16 protein-coding genes are annotated in these 16,049 nt (G+C 67.1%); 7 read left to right on the forward strand and 9 right to left on the reverse strand.

Translation table 11 applies throughout. The features are described from left to right. Positions 1 to 16 precede the first annotated feature (16 nt). Both C8K36_RS05855 and C8K36_RS05860 read right to left on the reverse strand, forming a co-directional pair. A complete protein-coding gene (locus tag C8K36_RS05855) occupies positions 17 to 583 on the reverse strand; it encodes a bifunctional adenosylcobinamide kinase/adenosylcobinamide-phosphate guanylyltransferase (RefSeq protein ID WP_107983402.1) in 567 nt (188 codons plus the stop codon). 70 nt (positions 584 to 653) lie between these two features. Then, positions 654 to 1,325: a DUF3043 domain-containing protein gene (locus tag C8K36_RS05860; protein ID WP_107983403.1), complete on the reverse strand. Its 672-nt coding sequence runs from the start codon at positions 1,323 to 1,325 to the stop codon at positions 654 to 656. 108 nt (positions 1,326 to 1,433) lie between these two features. Here C8K36_RS05860 and C8K36_RS05865 point away from each other — a divergent pair, with 108 nt between their 5' ends. From C8K36_RS05865 to C8K36_RS05875, 3 genes are all read left to right on the forward strand, one after another. After that, on the forward strand, positions 1,434 to 2,525 hold the full coding sequence (locus C8K36_RS05865) for a glycerate kinase (RefSeq protein WP_107983404.1): 1,092 nt from the start codon (positions 1,434 to 1,436) through the stop codon (positions 2,523 to 2,525). A 66-nt stretch (positions 2,526 to 2,591) separates the two neighbouring features. Further along, on the forward strand, positions 2,592 to 2,942 hold the full coding sequence (locus C8K36_RS05870; RefSeq protein ID WP_107983405.1) for a HesB/IscA family protein: 351 nt from the start codon (positions 2,592 to 2,594) through the stop codon (positions 2,940 to 2,942). Positions 2,943 to 3,072: 130 nt separating this feature from the next. Next, complete coding sequence (locus C8K36_RS05875; protein WP_107983406.1) at positions 3,073 to 4,047, forward strand: carbohydrate kinase family protein; 975 nt, start codon at positions 3,073 to 3,075, stop codon at positions 4,045 to 4,047. A gap of 69 nt (positions 4,048 to 4,116) precedes the next feature. On the opposite strand, the gene asnB is transcribed toward C8K36_RS05875, so the two are convergent. After that, entirely contained in the window at positions 4,117 to 6,042 is a 1,926-nt protein-coding gene (gene asnB / locus C8K36_RS05880; protein ID WP_107983407.1) for an asparagine synthase (glutamine-hydrolyzing), read from the reverse strand. A 302-nt stretch (positions 6,043 to 6,344) separates the two neighbouring features. On the opposite strand from asnB, the gene C8K36_RS05885 reads away from it, so the two are divergent. Next, a complete protein-coding gene (locus C8K36_RS05885) occupies positions 6,345 to 7,409 on the forward strand; it encodes a cytochrome c oxidase subunit II (protein ID WP_107983799.1) in 1,065 nt (354 codons plus the stop codon). 35 nt (positions 7,410 to 7,444) lie between these two features. Continuing rightward, a complete protein-coding gene (locus tag C8K36_RS05890; protein ID WP_107983408.1) occupies positions 7,445 to 7,861 on the forward strand; it encodes a cytochrome c oxidase subunit 4 in 417 nt (138 codons plus the stop codon). Between the two features lie 193 nt (positions 7,862 to 8,054). On the opposite strand, the gene C8K36_RS05895 is transcribed toward C8K36_RS05890, so the two are convergent. From C8K36_RS05895 to C8K36_RS05915, 5 genes are all read right to left on the reverse strand, one after another. Continuing rightward, positions 8,055 to 9,506 carry a carotenoid oxygenase family protein gene (locus C8K36_RS05895; protein ID WP_107983409.1) on the reverse strand — a complete coding sequence of 484 codons (1,452 nt, stop codon included), beginning with the start codon at positions 9,504 to 9,506 and terminating at the stop codon, positions 8,055 to 8,057. A 181-nt stretch (positions 9,507 to 9,687) separates the two neighbouring features. Further along, positions 9,688 to 11,334, reverse strand: a complete 1,647-nt coding sequence (locus C8K36_RS05900; protein WP_107983410.1) for a cytochrome b — start codon at positions 11,332 to 11,334, stop codon at positions 9,688 to 9,690. Beyond that, positions 11,331 to 12,467 (reverse strand): ubiquinol-cytochrome c reductase iron-sulfur subunit, encoded by a 1,137-nt coding sequence (locus C8K36_RS05905; protein ID WP_107983800.1) that lies wholly within the window; start codon positions 12,465 to 12,467, stop codon positions 11,331 to 11,333. The genes C8K36_RS05900 and C8K36_RS05905 overlap by 4 nt, the downstream gene beginning before the upstream one ends. After that, positions 12,464 to 13,336 (reverse strand): cytochrome c, encoded by an 873-nt coding sequence (locus C8K36_RS05910; RefSeq protein ID WP_181319375.1) that lies wholly within the window; start codon positions 13,334 to 13,336, stop codon positions 12,464 to 12,466. Before C8K36_RS05910 ends, C8K36_RS05905 begins: the two co-directional genes overlap by 4 nt. 62 nt (positions 13,337 to 13,398) lie before the next feature. Next, positions 13,399 to 14,010: a cytochrome c oxidase subunit 3 gene (locus tag C8K36_RS05915; protein WP_107983412.1), complete on the reverse strand. Its 612-nt coding sequence runs from the start codon at positions 14,008 to 14,010 to the stop codon at positions 13,399 to 13,401. Positions 14,011 to 14,136: 126 nt separating this feature from the next. On the opposite strand from C8K36_RS05915, the gene C8K36_RS05920 reads away from it, so the two are divergent. Both C8K36_RS05920 and trpD read left to right on the forward strand, forming a co-directional pair. Next, positions 14,137 to 14,580, forward strand: coding sequence for a hypothetical protein (locus tag C8K36_RS05920; protein ID WP_107983413.1), 444 nt, complete (start codon positions 14,137 to 14,139; stop codon positions 14,578 to 14,580). A 78-nt stretch (positions 14,581 to 14,658) separates the two neighbouring features. Continuing rightward, the gene (trpD, locus tag C8K36_RS05925; RefSeq protein WP_107983414.1) at positions 14,659 to 15,753 is read left to right on the forward strand and encodes an anthranilate phosphoribosyltransferase; all 1,095 of its coding nucleotides are present in this window, start codon (positions 14,659 to 14,661) and stop codon (positions 15,751 to 15,753) included. Positions 15,754 to 15,766: 13 nt separating this feature from the next. Here the strand turns inward: trpD and C8K36_RS05930 are convergent, their stop codons facing one another. Then, the gene (locus C8K36_RS05930) at positions 15,767 to 16,042 is read right to left on the reverse strand and encodes an Lrp/AsnC family transcriptional regulator (RefSeq protein WP_107983415.1); all 276 of its coding nucleotides are present in this window, start codon (positions 16,040 to 16,042) and stop codon (positions 15,767 to 15,769) included. Positions 16,043 to 16,049: the final 7 nt, after the last annotated feature.

Raw genomic sequence — 16,049 nt, forward strand, 5'->3', positions numbered from 1 at the left:
TTCGTGTCTGCACGGATCATTTGAGGGTCAGGGGGATGCCCGCGACCACGAGGATTACGTCGTCGCACACGTCGGCCAGGCGGGAGTTGAGGGCGCCGATCTCGTCGCGGAACAACCGGCCCGAGCGATGCTCCGGGATCACGCCCATGCCCACCTCGGGACTCACCAGCAGCAACCGGCCCGGATACGACGCCACCGCGCCGACGAGTCCGTCCGTGCGTGCCGCGATCGTGCCGCGTGGCGCGTCCCAGGCGTCGGCGTCGTCGAGTTCACCGGTGATCCAGGTGCCCAGGTCGTCGACGAGGGTCGGGGGATGCGGGCCGGGCGCCGACAACAGATCGACGAGGCTGCCGTCGTGCCCGGTCTCGACCGTCGACCACGATGTGGGTCGGCGCCGGCGGTGCTGGTCGATCCGGGCGTCCCAGTCGCGGTCGTCCGGATAGCGGCGCGCGGTGGCCACGTATCGGACCGGGGCCTCGGGGGTGAGACCGTCGAGCAGGCCCTCGGCGTGCGCCGACTTGCCGGACCGGGCGCCACCGAGCACGAGCGTGCGGCGGGCACGGGGTGAGTCGGGGGAGAGCACGGGGATAGACGCTACCAACCGCGTCGGGCCGGTCCTCGAGGTGCGAGGACCGGCCCGATTCGGGAGTGGGTCAGACGGCGTCGCCCGGCTTGACGCGGGGCGCGGGCGCGCGCATCTTGCGGATCTGCGAGGCGCGGACGAAGGCGTACCAGCCCAGCTTGAATCCACCGTCGACGCTGTCGGGGAAGCGTGCGCGAATCTTGTTGTTGATCATCCGGCCGAGGAAGTAGCCCTCGCCGGCCATGAACAGCATCATCACGAGCATCGCCAGCGTGACGTAGTTCTGGATGATCGGGCTCAGGAACATCGCCATGATGAGGACCAGCGCCAGCGGCATGAACAGGCCGACCAGGTTGCGGCGGCTGTCGACCAGGTCGCGGGCGTAGGCGCGGACCGGGCCCTTGTCGCGCGGCAGCAGGTACTTGTCCTCGCCGGCGAGCATCCGGGCGCGGCGGTCCGCCGACTCGGCGCGACGCTCGGCGGCGGCGACCTTGCGTTCCGCCTTGTTGCCGCGATTGGCCTTGCGGCGGGCGCGGGCTTCCTTGGAGGTGAGGGGAGCGGGCGCCACCGGGCCACGCTTCTTGGCCTCGGCCTCGCGACGCTTGGGGGTAGGACGGCCCTTGCCCGGCGTCGACGATCCGTAGGTCTCGGTCGTCTCCTCGGAGGTATCCGCGGTCGACTCGATGACCTCGACGTCGCGCTTGTCGGAATTGTCGGAGTCGCCTCGGCGTAGCAGCTTCACATCCCCAGGCTATGGGATGAATGGCGTGCAGTCGAAACCGACCACCGATGGAACCCGCAGGACCCGGCTCGAAATGCCGAGGTCGGGACTGGGTCATACACTCCGCAGATGCGTGTGCTCATCGCCCCCGACTCGTTCGGTGAAACCCTCACTGCTGTAGAGGCGGCCGAGGCGATGGCGGCGGGTTGGTCGGCCGCGCGACCCGGTGACGTCGTGGTTCGCGCGCCGCAGTCCGACGGCGGCCCAGGGTTCGCCGATGTGATTTCCACCACGACCGGTGGGATGAGGTCGACGCACGTCGCGGGCCCACTCGGGCGGGACGCCGACGCGCAGTGGGTTCTCGCCGACGGCACCGCGTACATCGAATCGGCGCAGGCCGTCGGGCTGGGGCTGCTCGGCGGCCCGCCGAGCCGGATCAGTTCTCTCGACGCACACAGCCGCGGCGTCGGCGAACTGATCGGTGCGGCGATCGATGCCGGTGCCCGGCGGCTCGTAGTCGGGCTCGGCGGCTCGTGCTGCACCGACGGCGGTCGAGGGATGATCGAGGCCCTGGGCGGGTTCGAACGGGCGCGGGAGCGGCTCGACGGTGTGACACTCGTCGCCGCCACCGACGTCGAGAACCCGCTGCTCGGCGAGCATGGCGCGGCGCACGTGTTCGGCCGGCAGAAGGGCGCCGACGCGTCGGCCATCGACATCCTCGAGCGGCGCAACGTCGCGTGGGCGGACGAACTGGAGCGCCAGTGCGGGGGTCCCGTCTCGGACAGGCCCGGCGCCGGCGCGGCGGGCGGACTCGGTGCGGCCCTGCTCGCGCTCGGCGCGATCCGGGAGTCGGGTGCGGAGGTCGTCGCCGAGTGCACGGGCCAGGCCACTCAACTGGCGGAGTCGGACATCGTCGTCACCGGTGAGGGCCGGTTCGACCGCCAGTCGTTGCGCGGCAAGCTCGTGACCACGCTCGCCGCGGCGGCCGGCCGCCTCGGGGTTCCGACCGTCGTCGTGGCCGGGCAGGTGGTGGTGGACCGCGACACCGCGCGCGCGGCGGGCATCGTCGCGGCCTTCTCCGTTGCGGAGTTCGCGGGGTCGGTCGAGCGCGCCATGTCGGATGCGGCCGGTCGCCTCGAGGCGCTGACGTCGTGCGTCGCCGACGGCTGGCGCGGCGCGGCGGGCTTCGCGGCGTCCGGTTCCGTGCATCCCGATACATGAGGAATAGCGGAGCGCGGAGTACCGTTGAAGCGATCACGGGTTTGGTACGAGCGACAGGGAGAGCCCATGACTGTGCAGAACGAGACGGCCACACACGGCGTCACGATGACCGAGGCCGCGTCCTCCAAGGCGAAGGCGCTGCTCGATCAGGAGGGACGCGAGGATCTCGCGCTGCGCATCGCAGTGCAGCCGGGCGGTTGCGCTGGACTGCGCTACCAGCTCTTCTTCGACGACCGGAACCTCGACGGTGACCTGATCGTCGATTTCGCCGGCGTCAGTCTCGCCGTGGACCGGATGAGTGCTCCATACGTGGAGGGCGCTTCCATCGACTTCGTCGACACCATCGAGAAGCAGGGCTTCACGATCGACAACCCGAACGCGACGGGGTCCTGCGCCTGCGGCGACTCGTTCAACTGAGTCCCCGAACAACCTTCTCGACGCACTCTGACGCGGAGTCTGCCTCACCGGCGGGCTCCGCGTCAGAGTGCGTTGCGCCCCCGATCGGCGTCGAACCGACGACGCCGCCAGAGCTGAAAGGCATCCGCGCGTGAGCATTGCGGTAACCGGATCCATCGCCACCGACCACCTGATGCGGTTTCCGGGCCGCTTCGCCGAGCAGTTGCTCGCCGATCAGCTCGCGCACATTTCGCTGAGCTTCCTCGTCGATGACCTCGTGATCCGCCGCGGCGGTGTCGGCGGCAACATCGCTTACGCGATGGGTGTCCTCGGCGGCTCGCCGTTGCTGGTCGGTGCCGCGGGTGCCGACTTCGCGGAGTACCGCACGTGGCTCGAGTCCAACGGCGTCGACTGCAGCGAGGTGCGCGTGTCCGACACCGCATACACGGCGCGCTTCGTCTGCACCACCGACGAGGACATGGCGCAGATCGCGTCGTTCTACCCCGGTGCAATGAGCGAGGCGCGCGAGATCGAACTCGCCGCCGTCGCGAAGTCTGCGGGCAGTATCGATCTGGTGCTCGTCGGCGCCAACGACCCCGACGCGATGCTCCGCCACACCGACGAGTGCCGCCTGCTCGGCATTCCGTTCGCCGCGGATCCCTCGCAGCAGCTCGCGCGGCTGTCCGGCGACGACGCCAAGAAGCTGATCCAGGGCGCGAAGTACCTGTTCACCAACGAGTACGAGTGGGGTCTGCTGCAGCAGAAGACCGGGCTGACGGAGGAAGAGGTTCGTGCCCAGGTCGGGCTGCGCGTCACCACACTCGGTGCGAAGGGCGTCGAGATCGTCGACGCCGACGGCAACTGGATCCGCGTCGGGGTCGTGCCCGAGCGCAGCAAGGTCGATCCCACCGGTGTCGGCGACGCGTTCCGCGCCGGCTTCCTGCTGGCGCACTCGGCGGGCCTGAGCCTCGAGCGATCGGCCCAGCTCGGATCGCTTGTCGCCGTTTATGTCCTCGAGACGGTCGGCACCCAGGAATGGACGTTCCAGCGCGACGACGCCATCAAGCGGCTCACCGACGCGTACGGCAAGGACGCAGCGGACGAGATCGCGGCCCTACTGCCGTAACGCTCCGCAGAACGACTCCGCCCGGGTTCCCTCGACGAGAGGGACCCGGGCGGAGTCGTATCCGAGCACCTACAGGCTGACTGGGTACACCGGTTCCTGGATCTGCGGCACGATGCGCTTCTCGACGAAGATGCCGTGCCACACCATGAAGCACAAGACCGTCCACAGTCGACGGCTGTGGTCGGATGTGCCCGCGCGATGCTCGTTCAGCATCCGGGTGACCGCGGCCTTGTCGAAGATGTGGTCGGTGCCCGACTCGGCGATCTGCTGATGCGCCCAGTCGAACAGCTCGGTGCCGGCCAGCCAGTGCCGCAGCGGCACCGGGAAGCCCAGCTTCGCGCGGTGCAGCACGTGCGGCGGGACGATGCCCTCGAGTGCCTGACGCAGCGCGTACTTGGTCGTGGTCTTCGTGATCTTCTGATCCAGCGGCACGCGCGACGCGACGTCGAACACCTCGGGATCGAGGAACGGCACGCGCAGTTCGAGCGAGTTGGCCATCGTCATCTTGTCGGCCTTGACGAGGATGTCGCCACGCAGCCAGGTGAACAGGTCCAGGTGCTGCATGCGCGCCACCGGATCCCAGTCCCGCGACTGCGCGTAGATCGGCGCGGTGACGTCCTGGTGCGTCCACTCGGGCCGGAAGTCGCGCAGCACCGCCCGCAGTTGGGCGTCGTTGAAGCTGCGAGCGTTGCCGTAGTACCGCTCCTCGAGGGTCATCGAGCCGCGGTTGAGCAGGCTCTTGCCGCGGGTGCCCTCGGGAATGCGCTCCGACAGCTTGCCTGCGGCGCGCCGCAGCGGCGCCGGCAGGTACTCGAACGGCTTGAGCGAGAGCGGCTCCCGGTAGATGGTGTAGCCGCCGAACAGTTCGTCGGCGCCCTCGCCGGAGAGCACCACCTTGACGTGCTTTCGGGCTTCTTTCGCCACGAACCACAGCGGGACCAGCGCGGGGTCGGCGACCGGGTCGTCGAGGTACCAGATGATCTCGGGAATCGCCGCCGCGAACTCGGCGGGGGAGACCACCTTGACCACGTGTCGCGCGCCGATCGCCGCGGCGGACTCGGCCGCGACGTCGACCTCGGAGTAGCCCTCGCGCTCGAACCCGGTCGTGAAGGTGATCAGGTTCGGGTTGTGCCGCATCGCGAGCGCCGCGATGGCGGTGGAGTCGATGCCGCCGGACAGGAACGAGCCGACGGTGACGTCGGCGCGCATGTGCTTGGCGACGGAGTCCTCGAGAGCCTCCGCAATCTCGCGGTAGCGCGAGGCCTCGCTGCCGGGTGCGAACGGCACGGCCGGGAACTTCGGCGTGAAGTAGCGGGTCACCTCGGGAGCCGTGCCCGGTGTCAGCCGCGCGTAGCAACCCGATTCGAGGCGACGGATCTGCGCGTGCAGCGTCTCGGGTTCGGGCACGTACTGCAGCACCGTGTAGTGCTCGGTCGCTCGCGGATCGAGTTCGGTGTCGATGCCGATGACGTCTGCCAGCTCGAGCAGGCTCTTCTTCTCGCTGCCGAACGCGGTGCCGTGGGTGCCGGTCGCGATGAACAGCGGCTTGATGCCGAACGGGTCGCGCGCCACGAACAGTTCACGGGTCTCGGTGTCCCACACTGCGAACGCGAACATGCCGCGCAGCCGGCGCACGGCGTCGGCGCCCCAGTAGTGGAACGCCGCGACGATCGCCTCGCTGTCGCCCTCGGTGCGGAACTGCGCGTCGTGATCCTTGGCGAGCTCCGCGCGAATCTCGAGGTAGTTGTAGATCTCCCCGTTGAACGTGAGGGCGTAGCGCTCCGGGCTCTCCGGCGGGCCCCAGCGCAGCGGCTGGTGGGAGTGCTCGATGTCGATGATCGACAGACGGTTGAAGCCGAAGATCAGGTCCTCGTCGTGCCACGTTCCGTGCTCGTCCGGGCCGCGATGGCGCAGGCAGTGCATGGCCGCATCGACGCGTGCGACAGCGTCGTCGCTGGTGCCGTCGGTGGTGAGTAGTCCGAGCAGTCCGCACACAGCGTCCGGTACCTCGATTCAGAGTCGTTTGTGGGGCCGAGATCGGTGGCCGGGTCCGGCGCGCCGATTTCCCAACGAAGTATGCCGCAGATTCGAGTGGGGGACCGTCGGCGGACTGACGGCGTGCACCGTGATCTCAGCTGAATCCCAGGTGGGGCGCGTACCGTGGAGGGCCATTGGTCCTTACTGCAACACGGGCGCCGACCCGACAGTGGAGGATCGGCGCCTCTGGTCTACGCTGCGTAGTAATTGGGCCTTCCCTTCGGGTGTGCCCTGTGTGGAATTGCGGCGATCAGGAAGGCGTGAACGTGGCGCAAGGTCGGATCCTTCGGCGAGCCGGGCTGGCAGCATCTTTGGGCATAGCTGCCATGCTGTTGTCGGGATGTTCAATCGACAACTCGGTGCTTCGCTTCGGGTGGCCCTCGGGAGTTACCCCGCAGGCAGAACGTATGCGCGAGCTGTGGACGTGGTCGGTCATCGCCGCCCTCGTCATGGGTGTCATCGTGTGGGGCCTCACCTTCTGGGTGGTCGTTTTCCACCGTAAGAAGAAGGACTCGCCCGAGTTCCCCCGTCAGACGGCATACAACGTGCCGTTGGAGCTGTTCTACACGGCAGTTCCTTTCGTGATCATCGCTGTGCTCTTCTACTTCACCGTCGTGGTGCAGAACTACGTCACGGAGAAGAAGGACAACCCGAACGTCGTGGTCGACGTGACGGCGTACCAGTGGAACTGGAAGTTCGGATACCGGACGATCGACCTCGGCAACGGCACCGCCAAGTACGAGGGCACCGACGAAGCCGCCACCGAGGCTGCGCTCGCTGCATCGAAGCCCGAGGGTGTCGACGAGCACGGCAACGAGAAGCTGGGCCCGATCCACGGCAAGAACACGCAGGATCTGTCCTACCTGGCGTACGACAAGATCGAGACCGTCGGTACCAGCAACGAGGTTCCGATCCTCGTCCTGCCGACCGGCAAGCGCGTCGAGTTCGTCCTGGCATCGTCGGACGTCATCCACTCCTTCTGGGTTCCCGAGTTCCTGTTCAAGCGTGACGTGAACCCGAACCCGAAGGAAAACCACTCGGACAACGTCTTCCAGATCAGCGAGATCGAGAAGGAAGGCGCGTTCGTGGGCCGCTGCGCCGAGATGTGCGGCACCTTCCACGCGATGATGAACTTCGAGGTCCGTGCGGTGTCGCCGGAGAAGTTCGAGCAGTACATCCAGGCCCGTAAGTCGGTCGAAGAGGGTGGCAAGGGTCTGAACACCGGCGAGGCGCTGGCGTCGATCGGCGAGTCGCCCACCGCGACCTCGACCTCCCCGTTCAACTCCGATCGCACCGTGCGCGAGGCATCGGCCAACGGGAACTGACGCCCGAGAACCACTGACCAAGGACAAGAACTGATATGAAGATCGAAGCCAAGCTCTTCGAGATCCTGACGGTGTTCTTCATTCTCGTCGCGATCGTCTACGGTGTCTTCACCGCGATGTCGCGCACCGGAATCGAGTGGGCCGGCCTCACCGCGATCGTCCTGTCGGCAGGCCTGAGCCTGATCGTCGGCACGTACTTCCGGTTCGTGGCGCGTCGCCTCGACACCCGCCCCGAGGACTACGAGGAGGCGGAAATCTCCGACGGCTCGGGCGACCTGGGCTTCTTCAGCCCCGGTAGCTTCTGGCCTATCCTGCTGGCCGGCGCGGCTGCTTTCGCCGCCATCTCGCTGGCGTTCTTCCAGCCGTGGATGATCGTCGTCGCCGTGGTGCTGGTCCTCACGGCCTCCGCAGGCCTGGTGTTCGAGTACCACCTCGGCCCCGAGAAGCACTAGCTCTCACCTCAGAACGACGCGAAGGCGCCGAACCCGACTCGGGTTCGGCGCCTTCGTCGTTGACCGAACCCGAAAACCCGAAGGCCCTCCATCGCAGACCGGCTCGAGGCAGTTCGCACGGGACCAGGTGGACGTTTTGCGCGCGGATCCCGCCTGGAACGTGACGTTCTCGCCGCCAGGGGTCACACGGCCGTCACCTGGTGGCCGCGGGGTCCGGTATCCAGTTGCCGTGGAAGCCGGCGGGAACCCGTTGGGGCAGTGCGATGCACGCCTGATCTTCGAGGGTCTGGGCGTCCAGAATTCGCAGCTCCGTGGAGTTCGACCCGAGATCCGACACCAGTCCCATCACCACACCGTGACCCTCCGGGCTGTCCGGGGACTCCGGGTGGAACACGAACTCGCCCACGGCGGACCGCGGGCCGAAATCCCGCATCGCTCGGACCCCGCGGGCTCGGTCCGACCGGATCAGCCGGTGCTCGCCGGACAGGTCGCCGGACCCGACCACCAGCCAGCAGTCGTGATGGAGCGATGTGATGTATCGCTCGTCGAATCGCGGAAATTCGACGTGCTCGTCGCCGAGTCGTGTGCGTCGGACGCGGTTGCTCACCTGTGGATCCAGATGCCAGCGCTCCAGTCGCGGATGTCCCTCGGATGGTCCGGTGACGTCTGCGTCGAACACCCGCTCGTGGACGACGAGGTCCACGACCACCGTGCCGTCCGTGCTGGTCGCGTTGACGGGGTGAAACACATAGCAGGGCTCGACCTCCAGCCACAGCGGCGTGGGATCGCCGGTGCGGGGGATCAGGCCGACCCGGGGTGGATAGCCGTCGTCCCAGCGGTACGGAAAGCTCCCCGCCCGGGTGGCAGGCAGCCGGTCCAGGACGGGGCGGGGAACGCGGACGCGTCCGATCGTGGCGCTGAGCGCCAGCGCCGCGAGAGGCCGGAGCGGCCGCCTGACGTTCGCGGTGACGGCGCTGCGGACATCGAACGTGACCGGTAGGTCGTAGATCACCACGAAGTCGCGGGTCAGCGAGAACGCGTGCATCATGGGGCTGCCGCCCACCCGGATCGGGACCTTCCTGCGGAGGCGCCCGTCCGGCCCGATCACGGTGTACAGCACAGTGTCACCGCGGCCGAGGTGGTACGAGACCGCATGGAGCTCGCCGGTTTCCGGATCCTCGATGGGGTGCGCGGTGTAGCCGCCGCGAACGGTGCCGTCGAAATCGCAGACGTCGACCGTATCGAGTTCGTAGGAAAGCTCTGCGCAGGCCACGCCGGCTTCGACCAGCGCCAGCGTCCGACCCGCGAATCCGATGACGTTCGTGTTCGCCGACGGGCCGTGCAGTGGTGATCGTCCGCGCTCCGGGGGAGCGGGCCGGTGCAGCGCCTTCGACGTGACCGCAGAGTCGACCCAGCGATTGCGGTACCACAGTGCGTGTCCACCACTCATCCGCACGCCGTGGACCATGCCGTCACCGGTGAACCAGTTGTACTCGTCCGGTCGCACGTCCGCGATCGGGTTGGGGCCGTTGCGGAGATAGCGACCGTCGAGCCATTCCGGGATCGTGCCACGGACCGGCAGGTCGAACTCGGTGAGTTCGGCACAGACCGGTGCGTAGCGTTCGTCGACGTAACTCGCGGCCATCGGATCCCCCTCGACGTTCCGGTGTTCTCCAGGACAGTAGAGGCGCAGCAGGGCGTTCGGACGGTTTCCGGCTACGGTCAGCGGCGCAGCTCGGCTGCTGAACCCGACTGCGTTTCCGAACGGAAACGAGGAAGGCCCCGAACCGATGTGGTTCGGGGCCCTCCTCGTCAGTTTCGGCGAACTAGTGCGCTTCGCCGTTGCCGGAGCCGTTTCCGCGGGCGCGGTCCTGGTACTCCGTGAGCATCTTCAGCTGCTCGTGCTCAGCCTTGTGATCGGCCGCCTCGAGCGCCTGGCTCTGCTCGACCGGGTCCGGGGTGACCCAGCTACCCGAGCCGGGCTTACCGGCGGAGCCGAGCTTGTTCATCTTCTTCGGGATCGCGGCACCCTGGTACTCCAGCGGGAGCGGGTGGCCGTGATCGTCGACCGGGCCGAGCGGCTGGTGGATCTCGACGTACTCACCGTGCGGCAGGCGCTTGATGATGCCCGTCTCGATGCCGTGCTCGAGCACTCCGCGGTCGCTGCGCTGCAGACCAAGGCAGAACCGGTAGGTGACGTAGTAGGCGATCGGAGGCAGAATCACCATGCCGATACGGCCGATCCAGGTCATCGCGTTGAGCGAGATGTCCAGGTGGTAGGCGATGATGTCGTTGACACACGAGATCGTCAGCACCAGGTAGAACGCGATGGCCATCGCGCCGATGCCGGTGCGGACCGGGACGTCACGCGGACGCTGCAGCAGGTTGTGGTGCGCGTCGTCCTTCGTGAACTTCTTCTCGATCCACGGGTAGGCGATCAGCAGTGCGAACACCAGGCCCATGATCAGCGCGACAGCGAACACCGCGGGGATCGTGTACCGGTCGAACAGGTAGATCTCCCATGCCGGCCACAGACGTGCCAGGCCGTCCGTCCACATCATGTAGAAGTCGGGCTGCGAACCAGCGGAGACCTGCGACGGGTTGTACGGGCCGATGTTCCAGATCGGGTTGATCTGCAGCAGACCGCCCATCAGGGCCAGGACGCCGAACGTGAACGCGAAGAACGCACCACCCTTGAGGGCGAACACCGGGAGGATGCGAACGCCGACGACGTTCTTCTCGGTGCGGCCGGGGCCGGGGAACTGCGTGTGCTTCTGGTACCAGACCAGCGCCAGGTGAGCGGCGATCAGGGCCAGGATGATGCCGGGCAGCAGCAGGACGTGCGCGACGTACAGGCGCGGGATGATCAGGGTGCCGGGGAAATCGCCACCGAAGATCAGCCAGTGCAGCCACGTGCCGGCGACCGGAACGCTCAGGGTGATGCCGGACAGTGCGGCGCGCAGGCCCGTACCGGAGAGCAGGTCGTCGGGCAGCGAGTAACCGAAGAAGCCCTCGAACATCGCCAGGATCAGCAGCAGCGAGCCGATGACCCAGTTCGCCTCACGCGGGCGACGGAACGCGCCGGTGAAGAAGATGCGCAGCAGGTGCACGATGATCGACGCGGCGAACATCAGCGCGGCCCAGTGGTGGATCTGGCGGACGAACAGACCGCCGCGAACCTCGAACGAGATGTCGAGGGTGGTCGCGTAAGCGCGGGACATCTCGACGCCGCGCAGCGGCTCGTAGGCGCCGTTGTACGTGACCTCGGCCAGCGACGGGTCGAAGAACAGCGTCAGGTACACGCCCGAGATCAGCAGGATGATGAAGCTGTAGAGCGCGATCTCGCCGAGCATGAACGACCAGTGCGTCGGGAAGACCTTGTTGATCTGACGCTTCACACCAGCCGCGAGGTGGTAGCGAGAGTCGACTCCCTCTGCCTGGGCGGCAACTCTGGATTGAGTGGTAGTGGTCACGGTCGACGCTCCCAAAATGCCGGGCCGAGGGCTTCGATGAAGTCACCGTTGGCGACGAGGTAGCCCTCTTCGTTCACTGTAATAGGCAGCTGCGGAAGAGCACGAGCGGCGGGACCGAACAGGGGCTTGCCGTACTGCAGCGCGTCGAACTGCGACTGGTGGCAGGGGCACAGGATTCGGTTGGTCTGCTGCTCGTAGAGCGAGGTGGGGCAGCCGAGGTGGGTACAGATCTTCGAGTACGCGAAGTAGTCGCCGTAGTTGAAGCTCTCCTGGCCCTTGCGCTTGATGACCTTCTCGGTGTCCGAGGTGCGCAGACGGATCAGCATGACCGAGTTGCGGATGCCACGCAGAGCCTTGAACAGCTCCTCGTCGTTTCCACGCTCGGACTCACGGAACGGGAAGACCGTCTCCATGGAGCCGGCGTCGAGGTCCTCGGGACGGACCAGCACGATGTCGTGCGGACGTCCCGTGTCGCGACGCAGGTAGATGGTCTCGCCCGTGTAGCGCGGGGTCCAGCCGGACACCCACAGCGGGGAGTCGTCGCCCTTGGCCCACGGGTTCTTGATCATGCCGCCGAGGGGCATGACCGACATGACGCCGATTGCGCCACCACCGAAGATCAGGCTGCGCTTGATCATCTTGCGGCGACCGATCGTCGAGGTCTCCAGCGTGTCGTCGAGCTGTGCGACGAGGGTGCGCTTGTCGACCTCGGACGAACCGCCGTCGTGGCGATCCTGGATCGAGACCTCTTCGGGGACGAACTTCTTGGTGAACTTGACCGCGCCGACGCCGACACCGAGGATCGCGAGACCCATGGTGAGGCCGATCAGCGGCGTGTACAGGTTGTACTTGTCGTAGCTTTCCTCACCCGGACCGGCGTACTCCCAGGGCCAGAACAGGAAGATCGCGATGAATGCGATCGCGGAGACGCCCGCGAGGATGAACCAGAAGGCCACCGAACGCTCTGCGCGCTTCTCGGCCTTGGTGCCCTTGACTGCCCAGCGGTCCTTGCGGAACGCCACATCGACGCCGTCGAGATTTGTACCGAGCGTGACGAGTTCGTCCTTGCTCATACGGTCGAGTTCGTCGTCCGTGTACTTCTTCGGCGTATCGCCGCTGCCGGCGTCGCTCATGACCTTGCTCCGATCCACAGTGCTGCACCGACGACAGCGACGATGCCGACGACCCACATCGCGAGACCCTCGGAACCCGGTCCGATTCCGCCGAGGCCGTAGCCGCCCGGATTCTTGTTCTCGCTGGACTGCTTGACGTAGGCGATGATGTCCTTCTTCTCCTCGATCGTCAGCTGACGATCGGAGAACTTGGGCATGTTCTGCGGACCCGTGACCATGGCGGCGTAGATCTGCTGCTCGCTGGCCGGGTCCAGGACGGGTGCGTACTTACCGGACGACAGTGCGCCGCCGCGACCCGTGAAGTTGTGGCACGACGCGCAGTTGAGACGGAACAGCTCGCTACCGCGGGCGACGTCGCCGCCGCGCAGCGAGGACTGAGCGATCTCGCCGTTCTCGTCGCGGATGACGGTCGGGCCGCCACCCTGGGACTGAACGTAGGCGCCGATGGCGTCGGTCTGACGGGCGTCGAACTTGGTGGGCTTACGGGAAGCCTGTGCCTCGTTGCGAGCGGCCGGCATACGACCGGACGACACCTGGAAGTACACGGCGGCCTCGCCGACACCGATCAGGCTGGGGCCGCGGTCCTGGACACCCTGCAGGTTCGCGCCGTGGCACGTGATGCAGGACGTGTCGTAGAGCTGCTTGCCCTCGCGGATCAGCGCAGCGGAATCGTCGCTCGCGGTGGCGACCTGCGGTGCAGGCGTCAATGCGGAGGCGAGGAAACCGGCGCTCACGAGACCCATCATGAGGATCAACGCGCCGGTGACGCGCCTGCGCAGCTTGCGCTGGCGGCGCGCCTTGGCGGCGGATCCTGCTGTAGCGGGGTCGGGCATGTCACCCTCGATTGCGGGAGGGGGGGATGAACTCATCTGTATCCCTTTGGTATGTCGGGACGACTGAAGCGTCAGGGGCTGCCTGGTGGTTCAGCTGGCTAACGGATGAAATAAATCGTGGCAAACAGGCCGATCCACACAATGTCGACGAAGTGCCAGTAGTACGAAACGACGATCGCCGCAGTGGCCTGCGCAGGCGTGAACTTGCTGACCTTGGTGCGGACGATCAAGAAGACGAACGCGACCAGACCGCCGATGACGTGCAGTCCGTGGAAGCCGGTCGTCATGTAGAAGACCGATCCGTACACGCTGCTCGAGATCGTCGTGCCCTCGTGAACCAGGTGGTAGTACTCGTAACCCTGGCCGGCCACGAAGAACGTGCCCATGGCAAGAGTCACCAGGTACCACCGCCGGAGACCGAAAACGTCGCCCTTTTCTGCCGCGAAGACACCCATCTGGCAGGTGAAGGAAGACGCAACCAGCACCAGCGTCACCGGTACGGCCAACGTGAGGTTCAGCTCCGTCGGCTCCGGTGGCCAGTTCCCATTCGCCTGTGCTCGTGCAACGAAATACATGGCGAAGAGCCCTGCGAAGAACATGAGCTCGCTTGACAACCACACGATGGTGCCGACGCTGACCATGTTTGGCCGGTTCAGCGAGTGCACGCGCTGGGTGATTGCCGATCCTGAAGTCCCTACTGCGCTCGTCACGCTGAGAAGTATGACGCTTCGTCGTAAAGGAAAGCCACCCGGGTCCAGTGTCGGCGCGTCGTCGCATGTCAGAGGCCATTCCTTGGCTGTCGGGGTGGCCTCCGGCAGGCGTGACAAAGTAGGCACATGGAACTCAGGAGCGGTGTCGCTCGTTGGATCAGTGGAATTCTGTCCAGGCGCTCGCCCGCACCCCTCGATCGGACGCGTTCGGACCTCGCCGTGGTGGTGTCCGGATTCGACGACGTGGAAGCCTGCTCGACCACCCTGGAACGGGGCGCCTCAACCGAACCGGTGTGGAAATCCGACGCCGAGGCGGTGCTGCGGCATCACCTGCGACTGCCGTCGGACCGCGTGCAGGAGGCGGTCGATCTGACGGGCCAGGACGACTACGTCCTGTCGGGACCTCCCGTCGTGGACGACGACGGCGTCGCCACCGTGCTCCTCGAACGAGTCCAGGTCCTCGACGCCCTGCACTGCTCGCAGGAACGCTCACGCATGGCCGGTCTGGCCCAGCGGCTCGGGGGCACCGCGCTGGGGTGGGAGGGGCTACAGCCGCCGTCGGCGGTGTGAACGTGCGCGGGCCCACTAGGCTGCGGAACGTCAATTCTCCGCCCGCCGATTGGTGGGCGTACAGCAGAAGGGGTCGTCATGGTGCGGCAGTCGTCGGCAGCGCAGGCAGTGGATCGAGTGGCAGGCGCGGCTGACCGGACCTGGCCGGCGATCCTCGGTGCCCTCACGGACGGCCGTGACCTGACAGCGGACGACGCCGCCTGGGCGATGGACGAAATCATGTCGGACAACGCCACGGCCGCTCAGATCGCGGCGTTCGGTGTCGCGTTGAAGATGAAGGGCGCGACGCCGCCGGAGTTGCGCGGGCTCGCGGACGCGATGCTCGCCCACGCCCGGATCGTGCCGGTGTCGCCGGACGTCGTCGATGTCGTCGGCACGGGCGGCGACCGCTCCAACACCGTGAACATCTCCACGATGGCGTCGGTCGTCGTGGCTGCCGCGGGCGTCCGGGTCGTCAAGCACGGCAACCGTGCGGCGTCGTCGAAGAGCGGCGGCGCCGACGTCCTCGAGGCGCTGGGCGTCCACATCAACCTCGGTGCAGACGAGGTCGCGCGCTGTGTCGAGGAGGTGGGGATCGGGTTCTGCTTCGCGCCGGTGTTCCATCCGGCCCTGCGGTTCGCGGGAGCGCCGCGCAAGGAGATCGGCATCCCGACCGTGTTCAACGTCCTCGGGCCGCTGACCAACCCGGCCCGCCCGCGGGCCGGCCTGATCGGCTGTGCGTTCGAGGACCTCATCGAGGTGGTCGCCGGGGTTCTCGCCGAACGCGGTAACTCCGCACTCGTCGTTCGCGGCGACGACGGACTCGACGAGATCACGACGTCGACGACGTCGGTGGTGCACGTGGTGTCGGGCGGCACCGTGCGCACGCACAAGCTCGACCCGATGGACCTCGGGATCGCGCGCGTGCCACTGGATGCGCTGCGTGGCGGCGACGCCGCGGAGAACGCGGCGGTCGCGCGGGGTGTCTTCGCGGGCGACGAGGGGCCCGTCCGGGACGCGGTGCTGCTCAACGCGGCAGGCGCGCTGGCGGCGTTCGAAGGGGTCGGCGGCAGCCTCGAGGAGTCGCTGTCGGCAGGCATCGAGAAGGCGGCTCGGGCGATCGATTCCGGGACCGCATCGACGGTGCTGCAGCGGTGGGCGACCCTCACGACGGAGTTGGCCGCCCACCGTTAGGCGGGTCGGGTCGTCACTCGCCGAGCGAGAAGGCGGCCTCGATGTCGGCGCTCGAGTACGACTGGAACGCGATGTGCGTCGCCGTCTTGGTGACGCCGCGCACCTTGTTGATGCGCTCGGTCACGACCTCGGCGATCTGTGCGTGGTCACGGACCTTCACGATCGCGATCAAATCGATGTCGCCGGCGCACGAGTACACCTCGGTGACTCCGCCCAGGTCCGCCACCGCCTGCGCCGTCTCCGGGATCCGGTCGGCTTCGGCGTGAATCATGACGATCGCGTTGATCATGGCGCTC

The organism is Rhodococcus sp. OK519 (assembly GCF_003051005.1).
GTDB lineage: Bacteria > Actinomycetota > Actinomycetes > Mycobacteriales > Mycobacteriaceae > Prescottella.